Annotated in this window: 20 protein-coding genes; 6 read left to right on the top strand and 14 right to left on the bottom strand. The window is 60.9% G+C overall.

Annotated elements, in window-relative coordinates; genetic code table 11:
• Positions 1-18: 18 nt before the first annotated feature.
• From ASC85_RS21095 to soxR, 10 genes are all read right to left on the bottom strand, one after another.
• A complete protein-coding gene (locus ASC85_RS21095; protein WP_057451161.1) occupies positions 19-912 on the bottom strand; it encodes a metal ABC transporter solute-binding protein, Zn/Mn family in 894 nt (297 codons plus the stop codon).
• Positions 913-1,812, bottom strand: coding sequence for a metal ABC transporter permease (locus tag ASC85_RS21090; protein WP_018600264.1), 900 nt, complete (start codon positions 1,810-1,812; stop codon positions 913-915).
• A complete protein-coding gene (locus ASC85_RS21085) occupies positions 1,812-2,564 on the bottom strand; it encodes a metal ABC transporter ATP-binding protein (RefSeq protein ID WP_057451160.1) in 753 nt (250 codons plus the stop codon). Before ASC85_RS21085 ends, ASC85_RS21090 begins: the two co-directional genes overlap by 1 nt.
• The gene (locus tag ASC85_RS21080) at positions 2,561-3,490 is read right to left on the bottom strand and encodes a metal ABC transporter solute-binding protein, Zn/Mn family (RefSeq protein WP_057451159.1); all 930 of its coding nucleotides are present in this window, start codon (positions 3,488-3,490) and stop codon (positions 2,561-2,563) included. The genes ASC85_RS21085 and ASC85_RS21080 overlap by 4 nt, the downstream gene beginning before the upstream one ends.
• A gap of 35 nt (positions 3,491-3,525) precedes the next feature.
• Entirely contained in the window at positions 3,526-4,101 is a 576-nt protein-coding gene (locus ASC85_RS21075) for a DUF6162 family protein (RefSeq protein WP_003204044.1), read from the bottom strand.
• Positions 4,098-4,424, bottom strand: coding sequence for a hypothetical protein (locus ASC85_RS21070; RefSeq protein ID WP_014339410.1), 327 nt, complete (start codon positions 4,422-4,424; stop codon positions 4,098-4,100). The genes ASC85_RS21075 and ASC85_RS21070 overlap by 4 nt, the downstream gene beginning before the upstream one ends.
• Entirely contained in the window at positions 4,421-4,963 is a 543-nt protein-coding gene (locus tag ASC85_RS21065; protein ID WP_057451158.1) for a hypothetical protein, read from the bottom strand. Before ASC85_RS21065 ends, ASC85_RS21070 begins: the two co-directional genes overlap by 4 nt.
• Complete coding sequence (locus ASC85_RS21060) at positions 4,960-6,174, bottom strand: PepSY-associated TM helix domain-containing protein (RefSeq protein ID WP_057451157.1); 1,215 nt, start codon at positions 6,172-6,174, stop codon at positions 4,960-4,962. Before ASC85_RS21060 ends, ASC85_RS21065 begins: the two co-directional genes overlap by 4 nt.
• 327 nt (positions 6,175-6,501) lie before the next feature.
• Complete coding sequence (locus tag ASC85_RS21055) at positions 6,502-6,960, bottom strand: VOC family protein (RefSeq protein ID WP_057451156.1); 459 nt, start codon at positions 6,958-6,960, stop codon at positions 6,502-6,504.
• A 106-nt stretch (positions 6,961-7,066) separates the two neighbouring features.
• Entirely contained in the window at positions 7,067-7,519 is a 453-nt protein-coding gene (gene soxR, locus ASC85_RS21050) for a redox-sensitive transcriptional activator SoxR (protein WP_057451155.1), read from the bottom strand.
• 96 nt (positions 7,520-7,615) lie between these two features.
• On the opposite strand from soxR, the gene ASC85_RS21045 reads away from it, so the two are divergent.
• The 5 genes from ASC85_RS21045 to ASC85_RS21025 all read left to right on the top strand — a co-directional run bounded on the left by ASC85_RS21045 (position 7,616) and on the right by ASC85_RS21025 (position 12,262).
• Positions 7,616-7,981, top strand: coding sequence for an antibiotic biosynthesis monooxygenase (locus ASC85_RS21045; protein ID WP_057451154.1), 366 nt, complete (start codon positions 7,616-7,618; stop codon positions 7,979-7,981).
• A gap of 116 nt (positions 7,982-8,097) precedes the next feature.
• Positions 8,098-8,364 (top strand): hypothetical protein, encoded by a 267-nt coding sequence (locus ASC85_RS21040; RefSeq protein WP_057451153.1) that lies wholly within the window; start codon positions 8,098-8,100, stop codon positions 8,362-8,364.
• Positions 8,365-8,467: 103 nt separating this feature from the next.
• Positions 8,468-9,082 carry a LysE family translocator gene (locus ASC85_RS21035; protein WP_014337373.1) on the top strand — a complete coding sequence of 205 codons (615 nt, stop codon included), beginning with the start codon at positions 8,468-8,470 and terminating at the stop codon, positions 9,080-9,082.
• A 159-nt stretch (positions 9,083-9,241) separates the two neighbouring features.
• On the top strand, positions 9,242-10,408 hold the full coding sequence (locus tag ASC85_RS21030; protein WP_057451152.1) for a cysteine desulfurase family protein: 1,167 nt from the start codon (positions 9,242-9,244) through the stop codon (positions 10,406-10,408).
• 45 nt (positions 10,409-10,453) lie between these two features.
• Entirely contained in the window at positions 10,454-12,262 is a 1,809-nt protein-coding gene (locus tag ASC85_RS21025; protein ID WP_057451151.1) for an aminopeptidase P family protein, read from the top strand.
• A 9-nt stretch (positions 12,263-12,271) separates the two neighbouring features.
• Here ASC85_RS21025 and ASC85_RS21020 read toward each other — a convergent pair whose 3' ends face one another.
• Positions 12,272-12,862 carry a 2-hydroxychromene-2-carboxylate isomerase gene (locus ASC85_RS21020; RefSeq protein ID WP_057451150.1) on the bottom strand — a complete coding sequence of 197 codons (591 nt, stop codon included), beginning with the start codon at positions 12,860-12,862 and terminating at the stop codon, positions 12,272-12,274.
• A gap of 34 nt (positions 12,863-12,896) precedes the next feature.
• Positions 12,897-13,625 (bottom strand): SDR family oxidoreductase, encoded by a 729-nt coding sequence (locus tag ASC85_RS21015; RefSeq protein ID WP_057451149.1) that lies wholly within the window; start codon positions 13,623-13,625, stop codon positions 12,897-12,899.
• Between the two features lie 89 nt (positions 13,626-13,714).
• On the opposite strand from ASC85_RS21015, the gene ASC85_RS21010 reads away from it, so the two are divergent.
• The gene (locus ASC85_RS21010) at positions 13,715-14,284 is read left to right on the top strand and encodes a TetR/AcrR family transcriptional regulator (RefSeq protein WP_057451148.1); all 570 of its coding nucleotides are present in this window, start codon (positions 13,715-13,717) and stop codon (positions 14,282-14,284) included.
• Positions 14,285-14,290: 6 nt separating this feature from the next.
• On the opposite strand, the gene ASC85_RS21005 is transcribed toward ASC85_RS21010, so the two are convergent.
• Together ASC85_RS21005 and rhtA are read right to left on the bottom strand one after the other, a co-directional pair.
• Entirely contained in the window at positions 14,291-14,572 is a 282-nt protein-coding gene (locus ASC85_RS21005) for a hypothetical protein (RefSeq protein ID WP_057451147.1), read from the bottom strand.
• Between the two features lie 167 nt (positions 14,573-14,739).
• Entirely contained in the window at positions 14,740-15,630 is an 891-nt protein-coding gene (gene rhtA / locus ASC85_RS21000) for a threonine/homoserine exporter RhtA (protein WP_057451146.1), read from the bottom strand.
• Positions 15,631-16,289 lie beyond the last annotated feature (659 nt).

Here is a 16,289-nt window from a genome sequence, read left to right as displayed (position 1 = left end):
TCCCACAGGGGATGGCTGTCAGCCTCCTGTCAGCGCTGTGACGACCAGCCCTACATTACTTTCCAGCTCCGCCACCGGATCGGCGCCATCGGTGCTCAACACCAGCAGCCGGCTACCTCCTTCGGTGATGGCTGCCTTCAGCGCATCCGAGGGCTGGCGATGATGCAGCACCAGCGCCACGTCATTGTCTTTCAACGTCGCGCTCAACTGTTTGAGGGCTTCGGCTGTCCATTCGGCGTCGGGCCGGGTATCGGTGCTGATTGCGTCCAGGTTGAGCCCGCTGATCAGGTAGCCGAAATGCTCGCTCAGGCTGATCACGCTCAGGTTATCGGCGCTGGCGAGGCGTTTTTCGCTGTCGGCGCTGAGTTTGAGCAGGCGCTGCTTGAGGGCCGCCAGGTTGGCGTCGATCTTCGGTTTGTCCGCCGGGGCCAGGCGCACCAGGTCGGCGGCGATCACGTCGGCCATGCGCCCCAGGTTATGGCTGGCCATCCACGGCTGGCTCGCCAGGCCGTCGGTCATGCCCGGTTGCACGGCGATACCGGGCAGGGCACCGTCCACCGGGCGCGCGGCATCGACTTCGACGATGCGGATATTGCTGCGTCGCGCCATGGGGTACAGCGGATCGTCCGGCCATAGCGAACGCAGCCCGATCACCCCGTCAGCAGCGCTGGCCAGTTTGCTCAAGGCCGGCGCGCCACGGCCGCTGAAGTAGGCGCTCTGCCGGGTGCCGGGCAGATTGGCGGGCGCGGCCCGCTCCAGGCTGACCTCGGTGCCCTTGAGCAAGGCCTCGCCCAATCCGTAGGTGACCGGCAACGACGCCAGCAGACGGACCTTTTCGCTGGCAAATGATGAGGTGACGGCCACGCCGCATAACGCGACGGCCAGGGTCAGTTGTCGCAATGAAAAAACCATTTATCCAAGATTCCCTTTGAGGCTGGGGACGACACCGCGGGCGATGGCGCTCAGGGCGAAGGCGATGCCGGCCACCAGGATGATCGCAGCGCCGGACGGGATCGGCAGGTCGAACACAATTGGCGCGAGAATCCCGCACAAGGTGCTGGCGGTGGCGATCAGCACTGAACACCAGAAAAAGCCTTTCAATGATTGGCTGAGCAGGCGCGCCGCCGCAGCCGGGATCACCAGCAACGCGCCCACCAGAATGGCGCCGATGACTTTCACCGCCGCCACGGTGATCAGCGTTACCAGGATCACGAACAAGTAGTCCAGCGTCTTGACCGCCACCCCGCGCACCGCCGCCAGTTGCGGGTTGAAGCTGGCGAGCATGATGCGGTTGTACAGCGGCAAGGCCAGGGCCATCACCAATGAGCCGACCACCGCCAGCACCAGCAGGTCATTGCCATTGACCGTCAGCACCGAACCAAACAGCACGTTCTCCAGGATGTGCACGTTGATCTTGCCCGCCAGGATCAACAGCAGGCTGGCGCCCAGGGCCAGGGACACCGACAGGAAGACGCCGATCAACGTGTCGGGCGCCAGGCCGGTGCGGTTGCGCAGGTAATTGAGCAGGATGCCGAACAACAGGCAGTAGCCGAACAGGCTGCCGTAAGGCCCGGTGTAGGGTTCGCCGAGCAGGATGCCGATGGCCACGCCGGTCAGCGCCGCATGGCCCACCGCCTCGGAGAAAAACGCGAAACGCTTGACCACCACCAGCGTGCCGAGACCGCCCAGCACCGGGCCAATCAACAACCCGGCCAGCAACGCATTGACCACGAATCCATAGGCCAGCGCTTCGGGCAGGTAACCGGCCGAAGCCCAGCCCTGGACCATCAGACGAAAGGCTTCATAACTCATCAGGCAGCGCTCCCGTTCGTGCGCGGATGGGTGGAAAACAGCGTCAGCAGCCGTTCTGGAGTCAGGGTCTGGCGGGGTGGGCCGTCGAACAGCACCCGGCGGTTCAGGCCGGTGACACGGTCGGCCAGACGCCCGACGGCTTCCAGGTCATGTTCGATCCACAGCACGGTGATCCCGGCTTGGCGCCAGTCCTGCAGCAACTGCTCGAACACCTGGATGCCGGCCTCATCCAGGGCCGACATCGGTTCATCCAGCACCAGCAATTGCGGCGCGGGAATCAACCCCTGGGCCAGCAATACCCGTTGGCGCTCGCCACCGGACAGTGCGCCCATGCGCCGCTTGCGCTTGTCCTGCATGCCGACCCGCTCCAGGGCCTGGCCAATGGCGCCGGCGTAATGTTTGCTCAAGCCGAGAAAGGCGGGGCGCCGCTGACACATCGCCGCCATGAAATCGTCCACTGTCATGGGCAGGCCCCGGTCGAACTCCAGCGCCTGGGGCACGTAGCCGATCACCCCGGGCTCGCCTGGCCATTGAAGGCTCAAGTGGCCCTGGTGCGGCATCTGCCCGAGCAACGTCTTGATCAGCGAACTCTTGCCGCCACCATTGGGGCCCACCAAGGCATGGATGCTGCCGGGCTCCACCTGGAATGCCACGCTGTCGAGAATGGTGGTGCGGCCCAGGTTCAGGCTGACGTCGGCGAACTCAATCAAGGGGCCAACGTGCTGCAGGGTGAGGGTTTCCTGGACGGTCATGCGCCAGACTCCTGGATGGCCCGGACCACGGTGTCGAGGTTGCCGGCCATTTCCTTTTCGTACTTCTCGGGGCTGTAGTCGCCGTAGGAAATGTGCGAGAGCGGGTACAGCTTCACGCCCGATTCACGCTGGATGGTGTCGACGTAGGTGGACGGGAAATCCATCTCCGAGAAGATCACCTTCACGTCCAGCTCGCGCAGTTGGTCGATGGTTTTCTTCAACTGGCTGGGGCTCGGTTCGATGCCATGGGCCGGTTCGACCACGGCAGTCACTTCCAGGCCGAATTCGCGCAACAGGTAGTCGTAGGCGGCATGCACCGTGGCGACCCGCAACTCGGCATTGGGGGCCTGGGTCAGCTTCGCCAGGGCGGCGGCGCGCATCTGCCGCAGGCGCTTGCCATAGGCGCGGGCGTTCTGGGTGTAGGCCTTGGCATTGTCCGGGTCGAGCTTGCCCAACTCCCGGGCGATGTTATTGACCTGGGCAATGGAGGCGCTGATGGACAGGAAAGTGTGCGGGTTCACCACCTTGCCCGCGCCACGGGCCGCCGTGCCGGTGGCGGCCAGCAGAGGCACGTTTTCATTGGCCTCGATCACTTTCACGTTCGGGGTTTCGCTGGCGGCGATCATGCGGTCGGCGAAGTCGTCGTGGCCCACACCGTTGAGCACGATCACGTCGAGGCCGCTGATGCGCTTGATGTCTTCGGCTCGCGGTTCATAGGCATGGGGGTTGAAACCGGCCGGGATCAGCGGCACGACCTCGGCCTTGTCGCCGACGATGTTGGCCACGTAGCTGTAATAAGGGTGCAGGGTGATGCCGATGCGCAGGCGCTTGGCTGTTTCGGCGTACGCCTGTGAGGTGAACAGGCAGGCCAGCAGGCCGATCAGCAGCAGGCGCAGCAAGGGGCGGCGTTGGGGTGCAATAGGCATGGGCAAACGGTCTTCTCTCGAATGAAGGCGTGGGGTCAGTGCCGGTGCTGGCGGGTCACGCCGGCATCGAATTGCGCGACGATCTGTTGCCAGCCGGCGGCGGACAAAGCGGCGTCGTCCAGCGCGGTAGGTGTAGCGAGGCCATTGCTGCGGTTGAGCCAGATGTCCGGCGCGGCGTCGGACGCTTCGCCGATGCGCATCAGAAACGAACCTGCGACGGAAGAGTTGGCACTGGCGCCGAAGTAAGCCTGGTCCTGCAGCTGTTGCCAGGCGTGGCCGCCCCGGCTGACAGCGCTGGCGTCCTGGGCGAACGGCGCGAAGCCTTCTTCGGCCAGGGTTTGCGGGCCGGGCAGGGTGGGTTGGTCTTCGCGCAGCAAGCGGATTTCATCCAGGGTCACCCGCAGGTCGGCGTAGATGCCCTGCTCGGCGGCGCTGAGGTCGCGGCGGGCGTCGAGTTGGTTCGAGGCCAGGTGCGTGGTGTCTTCGGCTTTGCCATGCCAGGCCACCACAGACCCGGCGACCAGTACGATGACCAGGCACAACAGCAACACATACAGGGTTTCATGGCCCGCGCCAGCGGGGCGGATGACTTGAGTCGTGGTGTTGGTCATGGGGCCTCGATGTCGGCTTGGTCGATTTCCACAACGTGGCCGGGGCCGGCGTCGAAGAGCACGTAGAACTCAGCGTCCGGCTTCTTGAAGGTCAGCTTCGAATCGGCGCCGAGCTTGCCCGGGACGAGGATGGTCTCGTCATAGCCGATTACGTCCAGGGTCACGCCGGGCGCGCCGCTGCCGTCGGAAAAACCGCCGGTGCATTGGATCTGCTCGGCGTCGATGGCCTTGCATTCGCACATCGGGTTGTGGGCCAGGGCGCTGGTGCTTGCACCGGCGCAGAACAGCAACGCCAGGCCGTTGAATAAGGCGCGGAGGGTCATGGTTTGGGTCCTTGGTTCTTCAGCCAGGCGACGGTGGCCGGGGAGGCCTGGCTCAGGGGAATGGAGGCCTGGTGCATCGAACCGTCCCAACCCTCGAGGGTTATCCACAGTTCGGCATCGGGCTGGGTCTTTGGCGGGACCGGCAACAAGGCGCTCATGCGATAGGGCGAGCCGAAGAAAATCACCCCGGCGGCCCTTAGGCTGCGAGGTTTGCCGACCCGCAGGTAGGTGGCCTTGACCTCGCCGATACAGCGTTCGCACAGGGCCGCGTTGAAATGCTTCATGGGCCCGGCAGGCCCTTGGATGCGTGGGGCTTCGTTGCGAAATTCCGCCAGGCGCAGGCTCCAGGGGCCGACCTGGACTTCGCCGGCTTCCCGCTCGCCAAGCCCGGCGTCCCCGCGAAACAGTGCGGCTTCGGACAAATACTTGGGCATGAACCCCAGGGGGATCAGCAGCAACAGCACGTTGAGGTGGAAGCGCCATTTATGCCAGAACAGGCTCAGGCGTGACGGTGATGAAGTGGTATTGGACGGATTCACAGGCTGCCCTCCGACGACTCACGGCGGACCGACGGCTGCAATGCCGGCGCGATGCGGGTTTCACGGGAGGGTTTCTGGCTACGCTTGAGGGCGTTGGCGGTGGCCAGGGCCGTGCGTTTGGTCCAGATCAGCAGCCCGCTGAGAACCATCATGCTCAGGACCAGACCGAAGAAAAACCAGATGAGCTTGATCCACAGGCCGCCGAAGTCGCCGGTGTGCAACGGGCGCATGGATTCGGTGACGAACTCCAGCGTCGTGCGGTCGGACAGCAGCCGCGAGGCGGCGACGTCACCGTTGTAGGGATTGATGGTGGCGGTCTGGAACATCAGTGGATACCAACCGCGGCCGCCGATTTCCAGATGGCTGTAGGCATTGCCGGGCAGGCTGACGAAACTCGCCTCCAGGCCCGGGATGCGTTGCTGGGCGATTTCAATGGCCCGGTCCAGGTTCAACTGCGGCGGTGCCAGGCCGTCGGCTGACAACGGAACGTTTTCACGGGCCACCACCGGGATGACCGGTTCGCTGGAAATGGATATCTGGTTGTCGGATAGCAAGGCTTCGATCAGAAACCAGAGGCCGGTAACGGAAATCACCGCGATGAACCAGATCGACCAGATACCACTGAGTCGGTGGAAATCCCCCCAGAAAATTCGTGCGCCGTGGCGGATCCGCAGCGTCGGGCGGAAAAAGCCTTTCCAGAAACGCTTGTAGACCACCAGCCCGGTCACCAACGAGGCCAGCAACGGCAGCCCCAACAAGGACACCAGGTACCAGCCCCAGCTGTAGCCGTTGGTGAACGGCACTAGCCACCAGCCATGCAGGGCACGGGTAAACCCCCTGAAGTTGAACGTCGGCGCCGAGCCTTGGATGACGCCGCTGTAGGGGTTGACGTAGACCTTGTCGGGGCGGCCGTCGGGGTAGGTCACGTTGACCTCCAGCGCAAAATGCGACTCGTCCGGGCGGACAATGCTTTGCACCTGGGTTTGCGGCTGGGCGTGCTTGATCGCGGCGATCACCTGGTCATAGCTGAGCAGTTGGGCATCGTCCGAGGGCTTGCTGGCGCGCATTTCCGGGTTGACCAGCCAGACAATCTCCTGGCTGACCACCGCGAGGGTGCCAGTGACGCAAACGATGAGCACGAAAAACCAGATGGGCAATGCCAGCCAGCTATGGACCAGGAACCAGAGTTTGGAGCGGGACTTCTTCGACATGATTGAACGTCTTGATTCGATGAAAGGTTCGGTATTACGGGCTTCGCAATACCGTGAACCGTAAAAAGCAGACCGTGGCTTTTGCCGACGCGGTCTGCTGCATCTAATTAAGACGAACGAGCGATCGCAATCCTGAAGGGGAAGATGAAAGAAAATGTTTCGCGTGGTAGGAGCTGCCGAAGGCTGCGATCTTTTGATCTTTTGATCTTTTGATCTTTTGATCTTTCGCTTGAGATTCAAGTGGCTGGGGAAAGATCGCAGCCTCGTTGCACTCGACAGCTCCTACACAGCTCCTACGGGGTGTAACCCTGCGGGAGCAAGGGCAAGTCAGCCTTGTTGGAACATCTCCCTGGCCCGTTGCTCGATCTGTTCCTGGCTCAGATCTTCCTTGTGCGTCGCCAGGAACCACAGATGCCCATAGGGATCTTTCAAGGTGCCGGTGCGATCGCCGTAGAACTGGTCCTTGACCTCGGAAATCACTGTGCCACCGGCAGCAATAGCCTGGGCAAAGGCGCTGTCCACGTCCTCGACATATAAATGCAGGCCGACCGAGGGCGATTGGTCCGGGTTGCTCAGTGGGCCTTGGTCGCAAGGCGTGCCGAGCATGATCGGAAAACCGTTGATCCGCAGTTCGGCATGCCCGATGCCGCCGTCAGGCATGGCCAGGCGCATGACCTCGGAGGCATTGAAGGCTTTTTTGTAGAAGTCGATGGCTTCGGCAGCTTTTTGAATGCCCAGGTAGGGCGTGATGTTGTGGAAACCTTCGGGAATGGCTTTGACGCCCATGACGGTTCTCCTTGTTGTTATGGGAGGCGAAGAGAGTCTTCGTCGGTTTTGCGCCCATCCACTATAGGTCAGCCGCCGTGGGCGGGCTCATGTCCCGACGAGCGCTTCACGGCTGCTCCAACAGGTGAGCCCCTGGCCCGTGTTTGCCCAGTACATCGCCCTGATTGCGCAGCGGGCAAGCCTCCATCGACAGGCATCCGCAGCCGATGCAGCCGTTGAGTCGATCGCGCAGCGTCATCAATTGGTTGATGCGCTCGTCCAGGTCCCGGCTCCACTGCGCCGACAAGGTTTGCCAGTCGGCGGCCGTTGGGGCGCGGTTGTCCGGCAGGTTTTTCAACGCCTCGCCGATTTCCGCCAAGGGAATGCCCAGGCGCTGGGCAACCTTGATCAGCGCCACGCGGCGCAATACTGCCCGTGAGTAACGACGTTGGTTGCCTTGGTTGCGCGTGCTTTTGATCAGCCCCTTGGATTCATAGAAGTGCAGGGCGGTGACCGCCACGCCGCTGCGGGCGGCCACTTGGCCGACGGTGAGTTCCTTGTGGATATCGATCTGCGTCATCGCTTCAATTCACTGCTTGACCTCAAGTTAACTTGAGGTTTTACCCTGCACGCGTTCGGGTCGCAAGATCCGTCTTACATGCAGAGGGGACCTTTCATGCAATCACCAAGGAACAATCGCAGTTTCACCCAGTTGATGGAATTCGATATCGAACCGCAATGGCAGCAGGCGCTGGTAACCGCCTTGTCGGAACAGACCGAGCGCCTGGCTCGGGACCACCAGGGGTTCCTGAGTGCCAGTATCCAGGTCAGCGAGGATGGTCGGCGGGTGCTCAACTATTTGCAGTGGCAAACCCGCGAGGCAGGCGAGGCGGCGCTGCAAAGCTTCGAAAGTGGCGAGCAGGATTTCTGGCGGCTGATCCAGGCTCATCGAGCCAAAGCCGTGACGTTCGGCTCGTTCCAAGTGCTACGCAACATCGAACGCAGCCTGGACAACGCGCTGCATTGCCAGTTGGTCGACTGAATGCTGCGGCTGATCCGCAAAGGCAATAGCCACTATCGAGAGGGTTGATTTCTGCCGCGCAGGGCTGGCGGGTAGCCTTTGTTCATCGCCCAACTCCAGAACACCGGACACTTGCCATGAACCGTACCCTTGCTGTTTTGCTGCTGTTGACCGCCACCCTCCTGGGCGGTTGCGCCAGTTCTTCCCCGGAGCTGCGCCCCTACACCGCCGATGAGTCCCGCGAACTGGCTCTTGAAGCCTTGAATCGCCGCGGCCTCTCGTTCGATGAATACCACGCGAAAAAAGCCGAGCTGCTCGGTTCGTCGCAGAAAAACGTGGGTTTCGACGATCAGGGCCAGATGAGTGCCGAACGGGTCGTGCAACAGCCAGGCCGGTCAAGCTGAGGGACTGTACCGCTTAAAGTTTTGCCCAACTGTCCGTGGGTTTGCGCCAAGGCGTGGGGTAGGGTCATGGCTTGACTGACCTGCCCTGATGGACTGACCTGACATGACCCTTTCGCTTGACCTGCTGCTGGGCTTCGCCCTGTTTGCCCTGGTGACCTCGATCACGCCTGGCCCTAACAACACCATGTTGTTGGCCTCGGGTGTCAATTTCGGTTTCAACCGCACCATTCCTCACATGCTGGGTATTACCTGCGGCTTCTTTTCCCTGGTGCTGGCGGTGGGCCTTGGCCTCGGCGCGGTCTTCCAGACTTATCCACTGCTCTATACCGCACTGCGCTACATCGGCGCGGCGTACCTGTTGTATCTGGCGTGGAAAATCGCCCACTCCGGCCCGGTTTCGGAAAGCCAGCCGGGGGACAATACGCCGATCAGCTACTGGGGCGCCGCGGCGTTCCAATGGGTCAATCCCAAGGCCTGGATCATGGCCATCGGTGCCATCAGTACGTACACGCCACTCCAGGGTTATTTCTTCAACGTGTTGGTAATTGCGGCGGTGTTTGCCCTGATCAACCTGCCAAGCGTGAGCCTGTGGGTGGTGTGCGGCAGCCTGTTGCGCAACCTGTTGCGTGATCGTCGCTGGTTGCGCCTGTTCAACTGGGGCATGGCGTTGCTGTTGGTCGCTTCGCTGTATCCATTGTTGCTCGAAAGCATCAGTTGAGGGCTGAGCTTCGCCGCGATGCCTGCTAAGCTCGCTGTTCAGGAGCGTTCCTACGCACTTTTAAACGAAGTCCGACTTCTTTAAGGTCTTCGATCAGGTATTGCTAGTCTCGAACCCAACGAGGGCGCCTGATCCCGGAGCAGGCTCTGCGAGTTTCCTATGAAAAAACGTCCTTTGTATTTCGACTACGCCGCCACCACGCCGGTGGATGAGCGGGTCATCCGGGTCATGGTCGAGTGTCTGGGCTTTGACGGCAACTTTGGCAACCCGGCTTCCAGTTCCCATGCCTTCGGCCAGGAGGCCCGGCGCTCGGTAGAGCGCGCCCGCCAGCAGGTGGCGCAATTGGTCGGGGCTCAGCCCGAACAAATCGTCTGGACGTCCGGCGCTACCGAATCCAATAACCTGGCCCTCAAAGGGGTGGCCCAGGCGCGCGGTGGCTCCGTCGGCCATGTCATCACCAGTCTGATCGAACACAAGGCGATTCTCGACACGGCGCGCCAGCTCGAAGAGAGCGGCGTCGCGGTGACCTGGCTGGCGCCGGACGCCGAAGGCTTGATCAGTCCGCAAGCGGTTCGCGAGGCGCTGCGTGAAGACACGTTCCTGGTGTCGCTGATGCTGGTGAACAATGAGTTGGGCACCGTCAACGACGTCATCGCCATCGGCGAGATCGTTCGCGAGCACGGTGCGCTGTTTCATGTGGACGCAGCCCAGGGAGCCGGCAAGGTGCAGATCGACCTGTCTCGTTGGCCGGTGGACCTGATGTCTTTTTCCGCGCATAAGATCTACGGCCCCAAGGGCATCGGTGCGCTCTACGTCGGCGACCGTGCCCGGCCACGGCTATCGGCGCAGATTCACGGCGGTGGGCATGAAGGTGGCTTGCGCTCCGGGACCCTGGCGACCCACCAGATCGCAGCCATGGGTGCCGCATTCGAACTCGCGGCCGAGGCATTCGACGAAGAACTCGCTAAAATCGCCCGGCTGCGCAATCGTTTGCTTGAGCCGCTGCTGGCCTTGCCCGGTGTGCGTATAAACGGCAGTGCGAGCCGCCGGATTCCCCACACGCTGAGCCTGACCTTCAACGAAGGTGCGTTCAACCCGGCGACGTTGGGCGCATCGATTGCATTTTCCGCGACCTCGGCCTGCAATTCGGCGCAGAACAGCCCGTCCCACGTGTTGCTGGCCCTGGGGCACGATGCGCGTGCGGCCGGGCGGACCATTCGCTTGAGCCTGGGCCGCTTTACCACCGAGCAGGATATCGACGAGGCGGTGCGGTTGATCCAGGCGGCGTGCGCGACTGCGCCGGCGTTCTGGGCCACGACCCCATAAGCCGTCTTCGGCATCGAACAACAATATCAATGAGCAGGAGAAACAATGAGCACCGAGCCTTTGCCCCATGGACTGGTTCCCCAGCGCCTGGCCCGAATCCGCCAACTGATGAGCCGAGAGGGCGTTCATGCGCTGCTGGTGCCATCGGCCGACCCGCATCTGTCTGAATACTTGCCGGGCTATTGGCAGGGACGGCAATGGCTGTCGGGCTTCCACGGCTCGGTGGGTACCTTGATCGTGACTGGCAGTTTCGCTGGCGTCTGGGCCGATAGCCGTTATTGGGAGCAGGCCACCAAGGAGCTGGAGGGCAGTGGTATCGAGCTGGTCAAGCTGATTCCCGGCCAGCCCGGCCCCTTGGACTGGCTGGCCGAACAAACACCTGAAGGTGGGGTAGTCGCCGTTGACGGTGCGGTCATGGCCGTCGCGTCGGCTCGAACCCTGGGTGGCAAGCTTGCGGAGCGTGGCGCGCGGTTGCGTACCGACATCGATCTGCTCAAGGAGGTCTGGAGCGATCGCCCTAGCTTGCCGGATCAGCCGGTCTATGCCCATTTGCCTCCCCAGGCGACCGTCAGCCGGGTCGAGAAACTCTCCAAGCTGCGCGAATCCCTCAAGGAACGTGGTGCCGACTGGCATTTCATTGCCACGCTGGATGACATCGCCTGGTTGTTCAACCTGCGCGGCGCGGATGTGTCGTTCAACCCCGTGTTCGTCTCCTTCGCCTTGATCGGCCAGCAACAGGCAACGCTGTTCGTGGCCCTGGACAAGGTTGACGCAGCGCTGCGTGCCGTTCTTGAGCAAGACGGCGTGACCCTGCGCGATTACAGCGAAGCCGCCGCCGCGTTGCGTGAAGTGCCGGACGGCGCGAGCTTGCAGATCGATCCGGCGCGGGTGACGGTCGGCTTGCTGGATAACCTGGGCAGCGGCGTGAAGCTGGTCGAAGGTCTGAATCCAACGACGCTGGCCAAGTCCCGCAAAAGCCTGGCCGACGCCGAGCACATCCGTCGGGCCATGGAGCAGGACGGCGCGGCGCTCTGTGAGTTCTTCGCCTGGCTGGAAGGGGCCTGGGGGCGCGAGCGCATCACCGAGTTGACCATCGACGAGCACCTGACCGCCGCCCGCACGCGCCGGCCGGACTTCGTCTCCCTGAGTTTCAACACCATCGCCGCCTTTAACGCCAACGGCGCGATGCCTCATTACCACGCTACGGAAGAAGCCCATGCGGTCATCGAAGGTGATGGCCTGTTGCTGATCGATTCCGGCGGCCAGTACTTGGGGGGCACCACCGACATCACTCGCATGGTGCCGGTCGGCACACCCAACGCTGAGCAGAAACGTGATTGCACGCGCGTACTCAAGGGTGTGATTGCCCTGTCCCGGGCCAAATTCCCACGGGGCATTCTTTCGCCGTTGCTGGATGCCATCGCCCGCGCACCGATCTGGGCGGAGCAGGTGGATTACGGCCACGGCACCGGCCATGGCGTCGGCTATTTCCTCAATGTCCACGAAGGCCCGCAGGTGATTGCCTATCAAGCCGCTGCCGCGCCGCAAACGGCGATGCAGGCGGGCATGATCACCTCCATCGAACCGGGCACTTATCGTCCCGGTCGCTGGGGTGTGCGCATCGAGAACCTGGTGTTGAACCGTGAAGCCGGAAGCAGCGAGTTCGGCGAGTTCCTTGAGTTCGAAACCCTGACCCTGTGTCCGATCGACACCCGCTGCCTGGAACCTTCGCTACTGACCCAGGACGAAAAAGACTGGTTCAACGCCTACCACGCCGAGGTTCAGCGTCGCTTGAGCCCGTTGCTGGACGGCGATGCGCTTCAATGGCTCAACACGCGAACGATGGCGATTTGAAGTAGAGGATCAGGCGAGGGCTTCACGGACGAAGTCCAACCGATCCTGGCCGAAGAACAACTCGTTGCCGACAAACATGCTCGGGGCGCCGAACACGCCCCGTGCGATGGCTTCTTCAGTGGCGGTCTTGAGTGCTTGCTTGACCTGCTCGTCGTTCGTCAAGGCCAGCACATAGTCGGTATCGAAACCGCCCTCGTTCAGGACCGCTGCGACAGTCGTCGGGTCGTTGAGGTTGCGGCCATCCACCCAAAAGGCGCGGAACAGGCAATCGACGAAGGCCTCGAAGCGTTCAGGTTGGCGCAACTGCATGCCAATCACCGCACGCATCAGCTGCAGCGTGTTGATGGGGAAGTGTGGATTGAACTTGAAGGCGACGCCGTAGCGTTTGGCGAAGCGATTCAGATCCTTGAACAGGTAAGGGTTCTTGGCCGGCACTGTCGCCGGTGATGCATTGCCGGTTGCCTTGAAGACGCCGCCCAATAACATCGGACGATAGATCAACTGGCTATTTGTTTGCGCGCACAGCGCCGGCAACTGGGTGTAGGCCAGGTAAGTGGTCGGGCTGCCTAGATCGAAGTAAAACTCCACCGATTTGCTCATGGGATCTGCTCTCTTGTTGTTGTGAGGGGAGGGGTTACCAGCGTTCGCTCCAGGGCCGCAGGTCCAGTTCGAAGGTCCAGGCGTCGCGGGGTTGGCTGTGCAGGTACCAATAATTGTCGGCGATGTGTTCAGGGTTCAGGATGCCGTCCTGATCCTTGGTGGCATATTTTTCCGGGAAATTATCGCGGATGAAGTCGGTGTCGATGGCGCCGTCCACCACCACGTGGGCCACATGAATATTCAGCGGCCCCAGCTCACGGGCCATGCTCTGGGCCAGTGCCCGGATGCCATGTTTGGCGCCCGCGAATGCGGCGAAGCCCGAAGCGCCGCGCAATCCCGCCGTTGCCCCGGTAAACAGAATCGTCCCGCGCTGGCGCTTGACCATGCGCTTGGCCACTTCCCGTGCATTGAGAAAGCCTGAGAAACAGGCCATTTCCCAAATCTTGAAGTACTTGCGTGCGGTTTCTTCGAGGATGCTGCAGGGGACGTTGGCGCCGATGTTGAACACGAAGGCTTCAATGGGGCCAATCTGGTTCTCGATTTGCTCGATGAGTGCGATCACGTCGTCTTCTTTACGCGCATCACAGGAAAAACCGTGGGCTTCGCCGCCTTCGGCGCGGATTCCATCCACCAGGTGTTCGAGTTTGTCGGCGCTGCGGCGGGTAACACAGGCAACAAAACCTTCCTGTGCAAAGCGCTTGGCAATCGCGCCACCCGTGGCATCGCCCGCGCCAACAACCAGTACGACCTTCTTGTTATTCATGGTCAGCCTCATTGGTAAACGATCGTTAACTAAACGGACGTTATGCTAAGATCCGGCAAGCGTCAAGGTGAGTAATCAGGGGCAGGGCCATGCGATATTCAGCCAATCACAAAATGGAAACCCGCGAGAAACTGCTCGCCAGCAGTGCCGTCTCCGCCAAGAAGTCGGGTTTCTCCACGGTCGGTGTCGATGGCTTGATGAAAGCGATCGGGTTGAGCGGCGGCGCGTTTTATAGCCACTTTTCATCGAAGGATGAGCTTTTCAAGGCCATTGTTGAGCGGGAGTTGGCCCAAAGCCTGGATCGTCTGAGTGGCGACGGTGCCATGGACTCAATGAAGCTGGAGCGCTGCCTCAAGCAGTACTTGAGCATGAGCCATGTTGAGCAGCCCGATGCAGGGTGTGCGTTGCCAGTGCTGGGGGCCGAGATCGCGCGATCGGATGTCCAGGTGAGGGAGACAGCGCAAACGTGGATCTGTCGTTTGCACGAAAGCTGGGCGCGGATATTGGGAAGCGACAGTCTGGCCTGGGCCATCCTGTCTCAATGCGTGGGAGCATTGGTAGTTGCACGGATGCTGGTCACGCCGCAGGTCCAGCGTGACGTCCTCAAGTCCAGTCATGAGGAGATTAGGCGCCGAATGGTCGAGCAAGGGCTCGACTGACGTGGCCTATTTACAGATGACGATCATGCTGCGGCTGGTATAGCCGGCGGGATTGAGCCCGAAGGGATAATCCCCGGGTTCCTCGACGGCGTCGCCGGACTTGGCAATGACCTTGTAACCCTTGGGAGCACATGAATTGGCGGCGCTGACGGCGCACTGATCCCAGGATGAGGACAGGCCGGAGCAATTGATGTGCAGGCCTTTTTTACCGCGCTTGACTTCAGTTTTCGATGTTGCCGCACAGCCCGCTATTGCGAGTACGGCGATCATTATCAAAATTCGTTTCATTCCTGTCCTTATAATCGTCGTGAATCTTGTGTCCACGTACGATTGTGCTCGCTCTTGCTTGAAGCGTTCATGACGTCCTGTATGAAAAATCCATGTTTGACATTGGGTTACCGGTCTAAACATGGCCTAAATGCGTGGCAAATACCAGACCTTCGTTAAATCCTGCTTCAATCTGCCGCGACGGCAGGCTTCGCAGTGTTGGCCATGGTCATCGTTGCGCCAACCGACGCGAGGATGATGCAGGTAATGGCTAACCATTGGGTCAAGGACAGGTACTCCTGGAGAAAGACCAGTCCCGAGAGGGCCGCGACTGCCGGTTCGACGCTCATCAGAGTGCCGAAAGTGCGGGCTGGCATTCGGGTCAGGGAGATCATTTCCAGGGTGTAGGGCAGGGCCGTAGACAGAATGGCGACGCCGATGGCGATTGGAATCAGGCTCGGTGTGAGCAGTGCGGCGCCCGCATGCACGATACCAATCGGTGCGACGAACAGTGCGGCGATCATCACCCCCAATGCGGCTGTTTGCACACCATTGTCCGCGCCAGCCTTCTGGCCAAACAGGATGTACAGCGCCCAGCAGAAACCTGCTCCCAGCGCATAGCCAGCACCAAGCAGGTCAATACCGGCATTGGTCGCTCCGGTCGGTATAAGCAGAAGCAGGCCAGCGACTGCCAGGGCGATCCAGAGAAAGTCGATTGCCCGACGCGAGGCGTAAATGGCGACTGCCAGAGGCCCGGTGAACTCCAGTGCCACGGCAATGCCCAGTGGAACGGTACGAACCGACATATAGAAGAGAAAGTTCATGCCGCCCAATGCCATCCCATAAACGATCACGGTGCGCAGGGATTGGGCGGTGAGCTTGGCGCGCCAGGGGCGTAGCAACAACAGCATGATGAGGCTGGCAAAAATGAGTCGCAGCGTCGTAGTGCCTTGTGCGCCCACTACCGGGAACATGCTTTTGGCGAGGGAGGCTCCTGATTGGATGGAAGCCATGGCTATTAATAGCAGGGCAACCGGGTACAGGATGGAGGCCAGGCTGCGATGTGGAGGGGGCGTCATTACGAAGTGTCGTCCAGAATAAAGGCGGGGGAGGCTGTTTTGAGCAGTATATTGCGCATGTGCAGCGATTCCGTCTATATACCGGGCAGATTTAAGTGTCTTGTCGGGCTATGGATAGAAAAATCAAATTAAGGGTTGACGGCAGATTCTGGAAGTCTATAATTCGCCCCACTTCCGGCGCAGTCGAAACGGAAAACTCCTTGAGATTCAATGAGTTAAGTRAGTTTCGAAGGTGTTRGGCTTCAGTTCATCGAAGCCCGGAAGGAGCAGATAGAGCGGTGTTGTTTGGCTCTATCGRCGGTTCGATCTTCTCGGTCGAAAGCGGTGAAAAAGAGGTGTTGACAGCAGCGAGTAACGCTGTAGAATTCGCCTCCCGCTAACGAGAGATCGRAAGCGCAAGTGGTTGAAGTTGCAAAGGAAACTTTGAAAACYTCTTAAAATAACCGCTTGACARATACACGGGGCGCTGTAGAATGCGCGCCTCGGTTGAGACGAAAGACTCAGCCAACCGCTCTTTAACAACTGAATCAAGCAATTCGTGTGGGTGCTTGTGGAGTCAGACTGCTAGTCAACAGATTATCAGCATCACAAGTTACTCCGCGAGAAATCAAAGATGTAACCAACGATTGCTGAGCCAAGTTTAGGGWGATCGGAAGAGC

The organism is Pseudomonas sp. Root401 (genome assembly GCF_001425105.1).
In the GTDB taxonomy this organism is placed as follows: domain Bacteria; phylum Pseudomonadota; class Gammaproteobacteria; order Pseudomonadales; family Pseudomonadaceae; genus Aquipseudomonas; species Aquipseudomonas brassicacearum.
This window is presented reverse-complemented; position numbering and strand designations above follow the sequence as displayed.

Bases quoted from the DNA above. Each gene is read 5' to 3' on its own strand.
- ASC85_RS21090 (WP_018600264.1), bottom strand. From the start codon at position 1,812: ATGAGTTATGAAGCCTTTCGTCTGATGGTCCAGGGCTGGGCTTCGGCC.
- ASC85_RS21055 (WP_057451156.1), bottom strand. From the start codon at position 6,960: ATGGGCGTCAAAGCCATTCCCGAAGGTTTCCACAACATCACGCCCTAC.
- ASC85_RS21020 (WP_057451150.1), bottom strand. From the start codon at position 12,862: ATGAGCAAATCGGTGGAGTTTTACTTCGATCTAGGCAGCCCGACCACT.
- ASC85_RS21060 (WP_057451157.1), bottom strand. From the start codon at position 6,174: ATGTCGAAGAAGTCCCGCTCCAAACTCTGGTTCCTGGTCCATAGCTGG.
- ASC85_RS21080 (WP_057451159.1), bottom strand. From the start codon at position 3,490: ATGCCTATTGCACCCCAACGCCGCCCCTTGCTGCGCCTGCTGCTGATC.
- rhtA (WP_057451146.1), bottom strand. From the start codon at position 15,630: ATGACGCCCCCTCCACATCGCAGCCTGGCCTCCATCCTGTACCCGGTT.
- ASC85_RS21030 (WP_057451152.1), top strand. From the start codon at position 9,242: ATGAAAAAACGTCCTTTGTATTTCGACTACGCCGCCACCACGCCGGTG.
- ASC85_RS21005 (WP_057451147.1), bottom strand. From the start codon at position 14,572: ATGAAACGAATTTTGATAATGATCGCCGTACTCGCAATAGCGGGCTGT.
- ASC85_RS21015 (WP_057451149.1), bottom strand. From the start codon at position 13,625: ATGAATAACAAGAAGGTCGTACTGGTTGTTGGCGCGGGCGATGCCACG.
- ASC85_RS21010 (WP_057451148.1), top strand. From the start codon at position 13,715: ATGCGATATTCAGCCAATCACAAAATGGAAACCCGCGAGAAACTGCTC.
- ASC85_RS21035 (WP_014337373.1), top strand. From the start codon at position 8,468: ATGACCCTTTCGCTTGACCTGCTGCTGGGCTTCGCCCTGTTTGCCCTG.
- soxR (WP_057451155.1), bottom strand. From the start codon at position 7,519: ATGACGCAGATCGATATCCACAAGGAACTCACCGTCGGCCAAGTGGCC.
- ASC85_RS21040 (WP_057451153.1), top strand. From the start codon at position 8,098: ATGAACCGTACCCTTGCTGTTTTGCTGCTGTTGACCGCCACCCTCCTG.
- ASC85_RS21045 (WP_057451154.1), top strand. From the start codon at position 7,616: ATGCAATCACCAAGGAACAATCGCAGTTTCACCCAGTTGATGGAATTC.
- ASC85_RS21075 (WP_003204044.1), bottom strand. From the start codon at position 4,101: ATGACCAACACCACGACTCAAGTCATCCGCCCCGCTGGCGCGGGCCAT.
- ASC85_RS21025 (WP_057451151.1), top strand. From the start codon at position 10,454: ATGAGCACCGAGCCTTTGCCCCATGGACTGGTTCCCCAGCGCCTGGCC.
- ASC85_RS21095 (WP_057451161.1), bottom strand. From the start codon at position 912: ATGGTTTTTTCATTGCGACAACTGACCCTGGCCGTCGCGTTATGCGGC.
- ASC85_RS21085 (WP_057451160.1), bottom strand. From the start codon at position 2,564: ATGACCGTCCAGGAAACCCTCACCCTGCAGCACGTTGGCCCCTTGATT.
- ASC85_RS21070 (WP_014339410.1), bottom strand. From the start codon at position 4,424: ATGACCCTCCGCGCCTTATTCAACGGCCTGGCGTTGCTGTTCTGCGCC.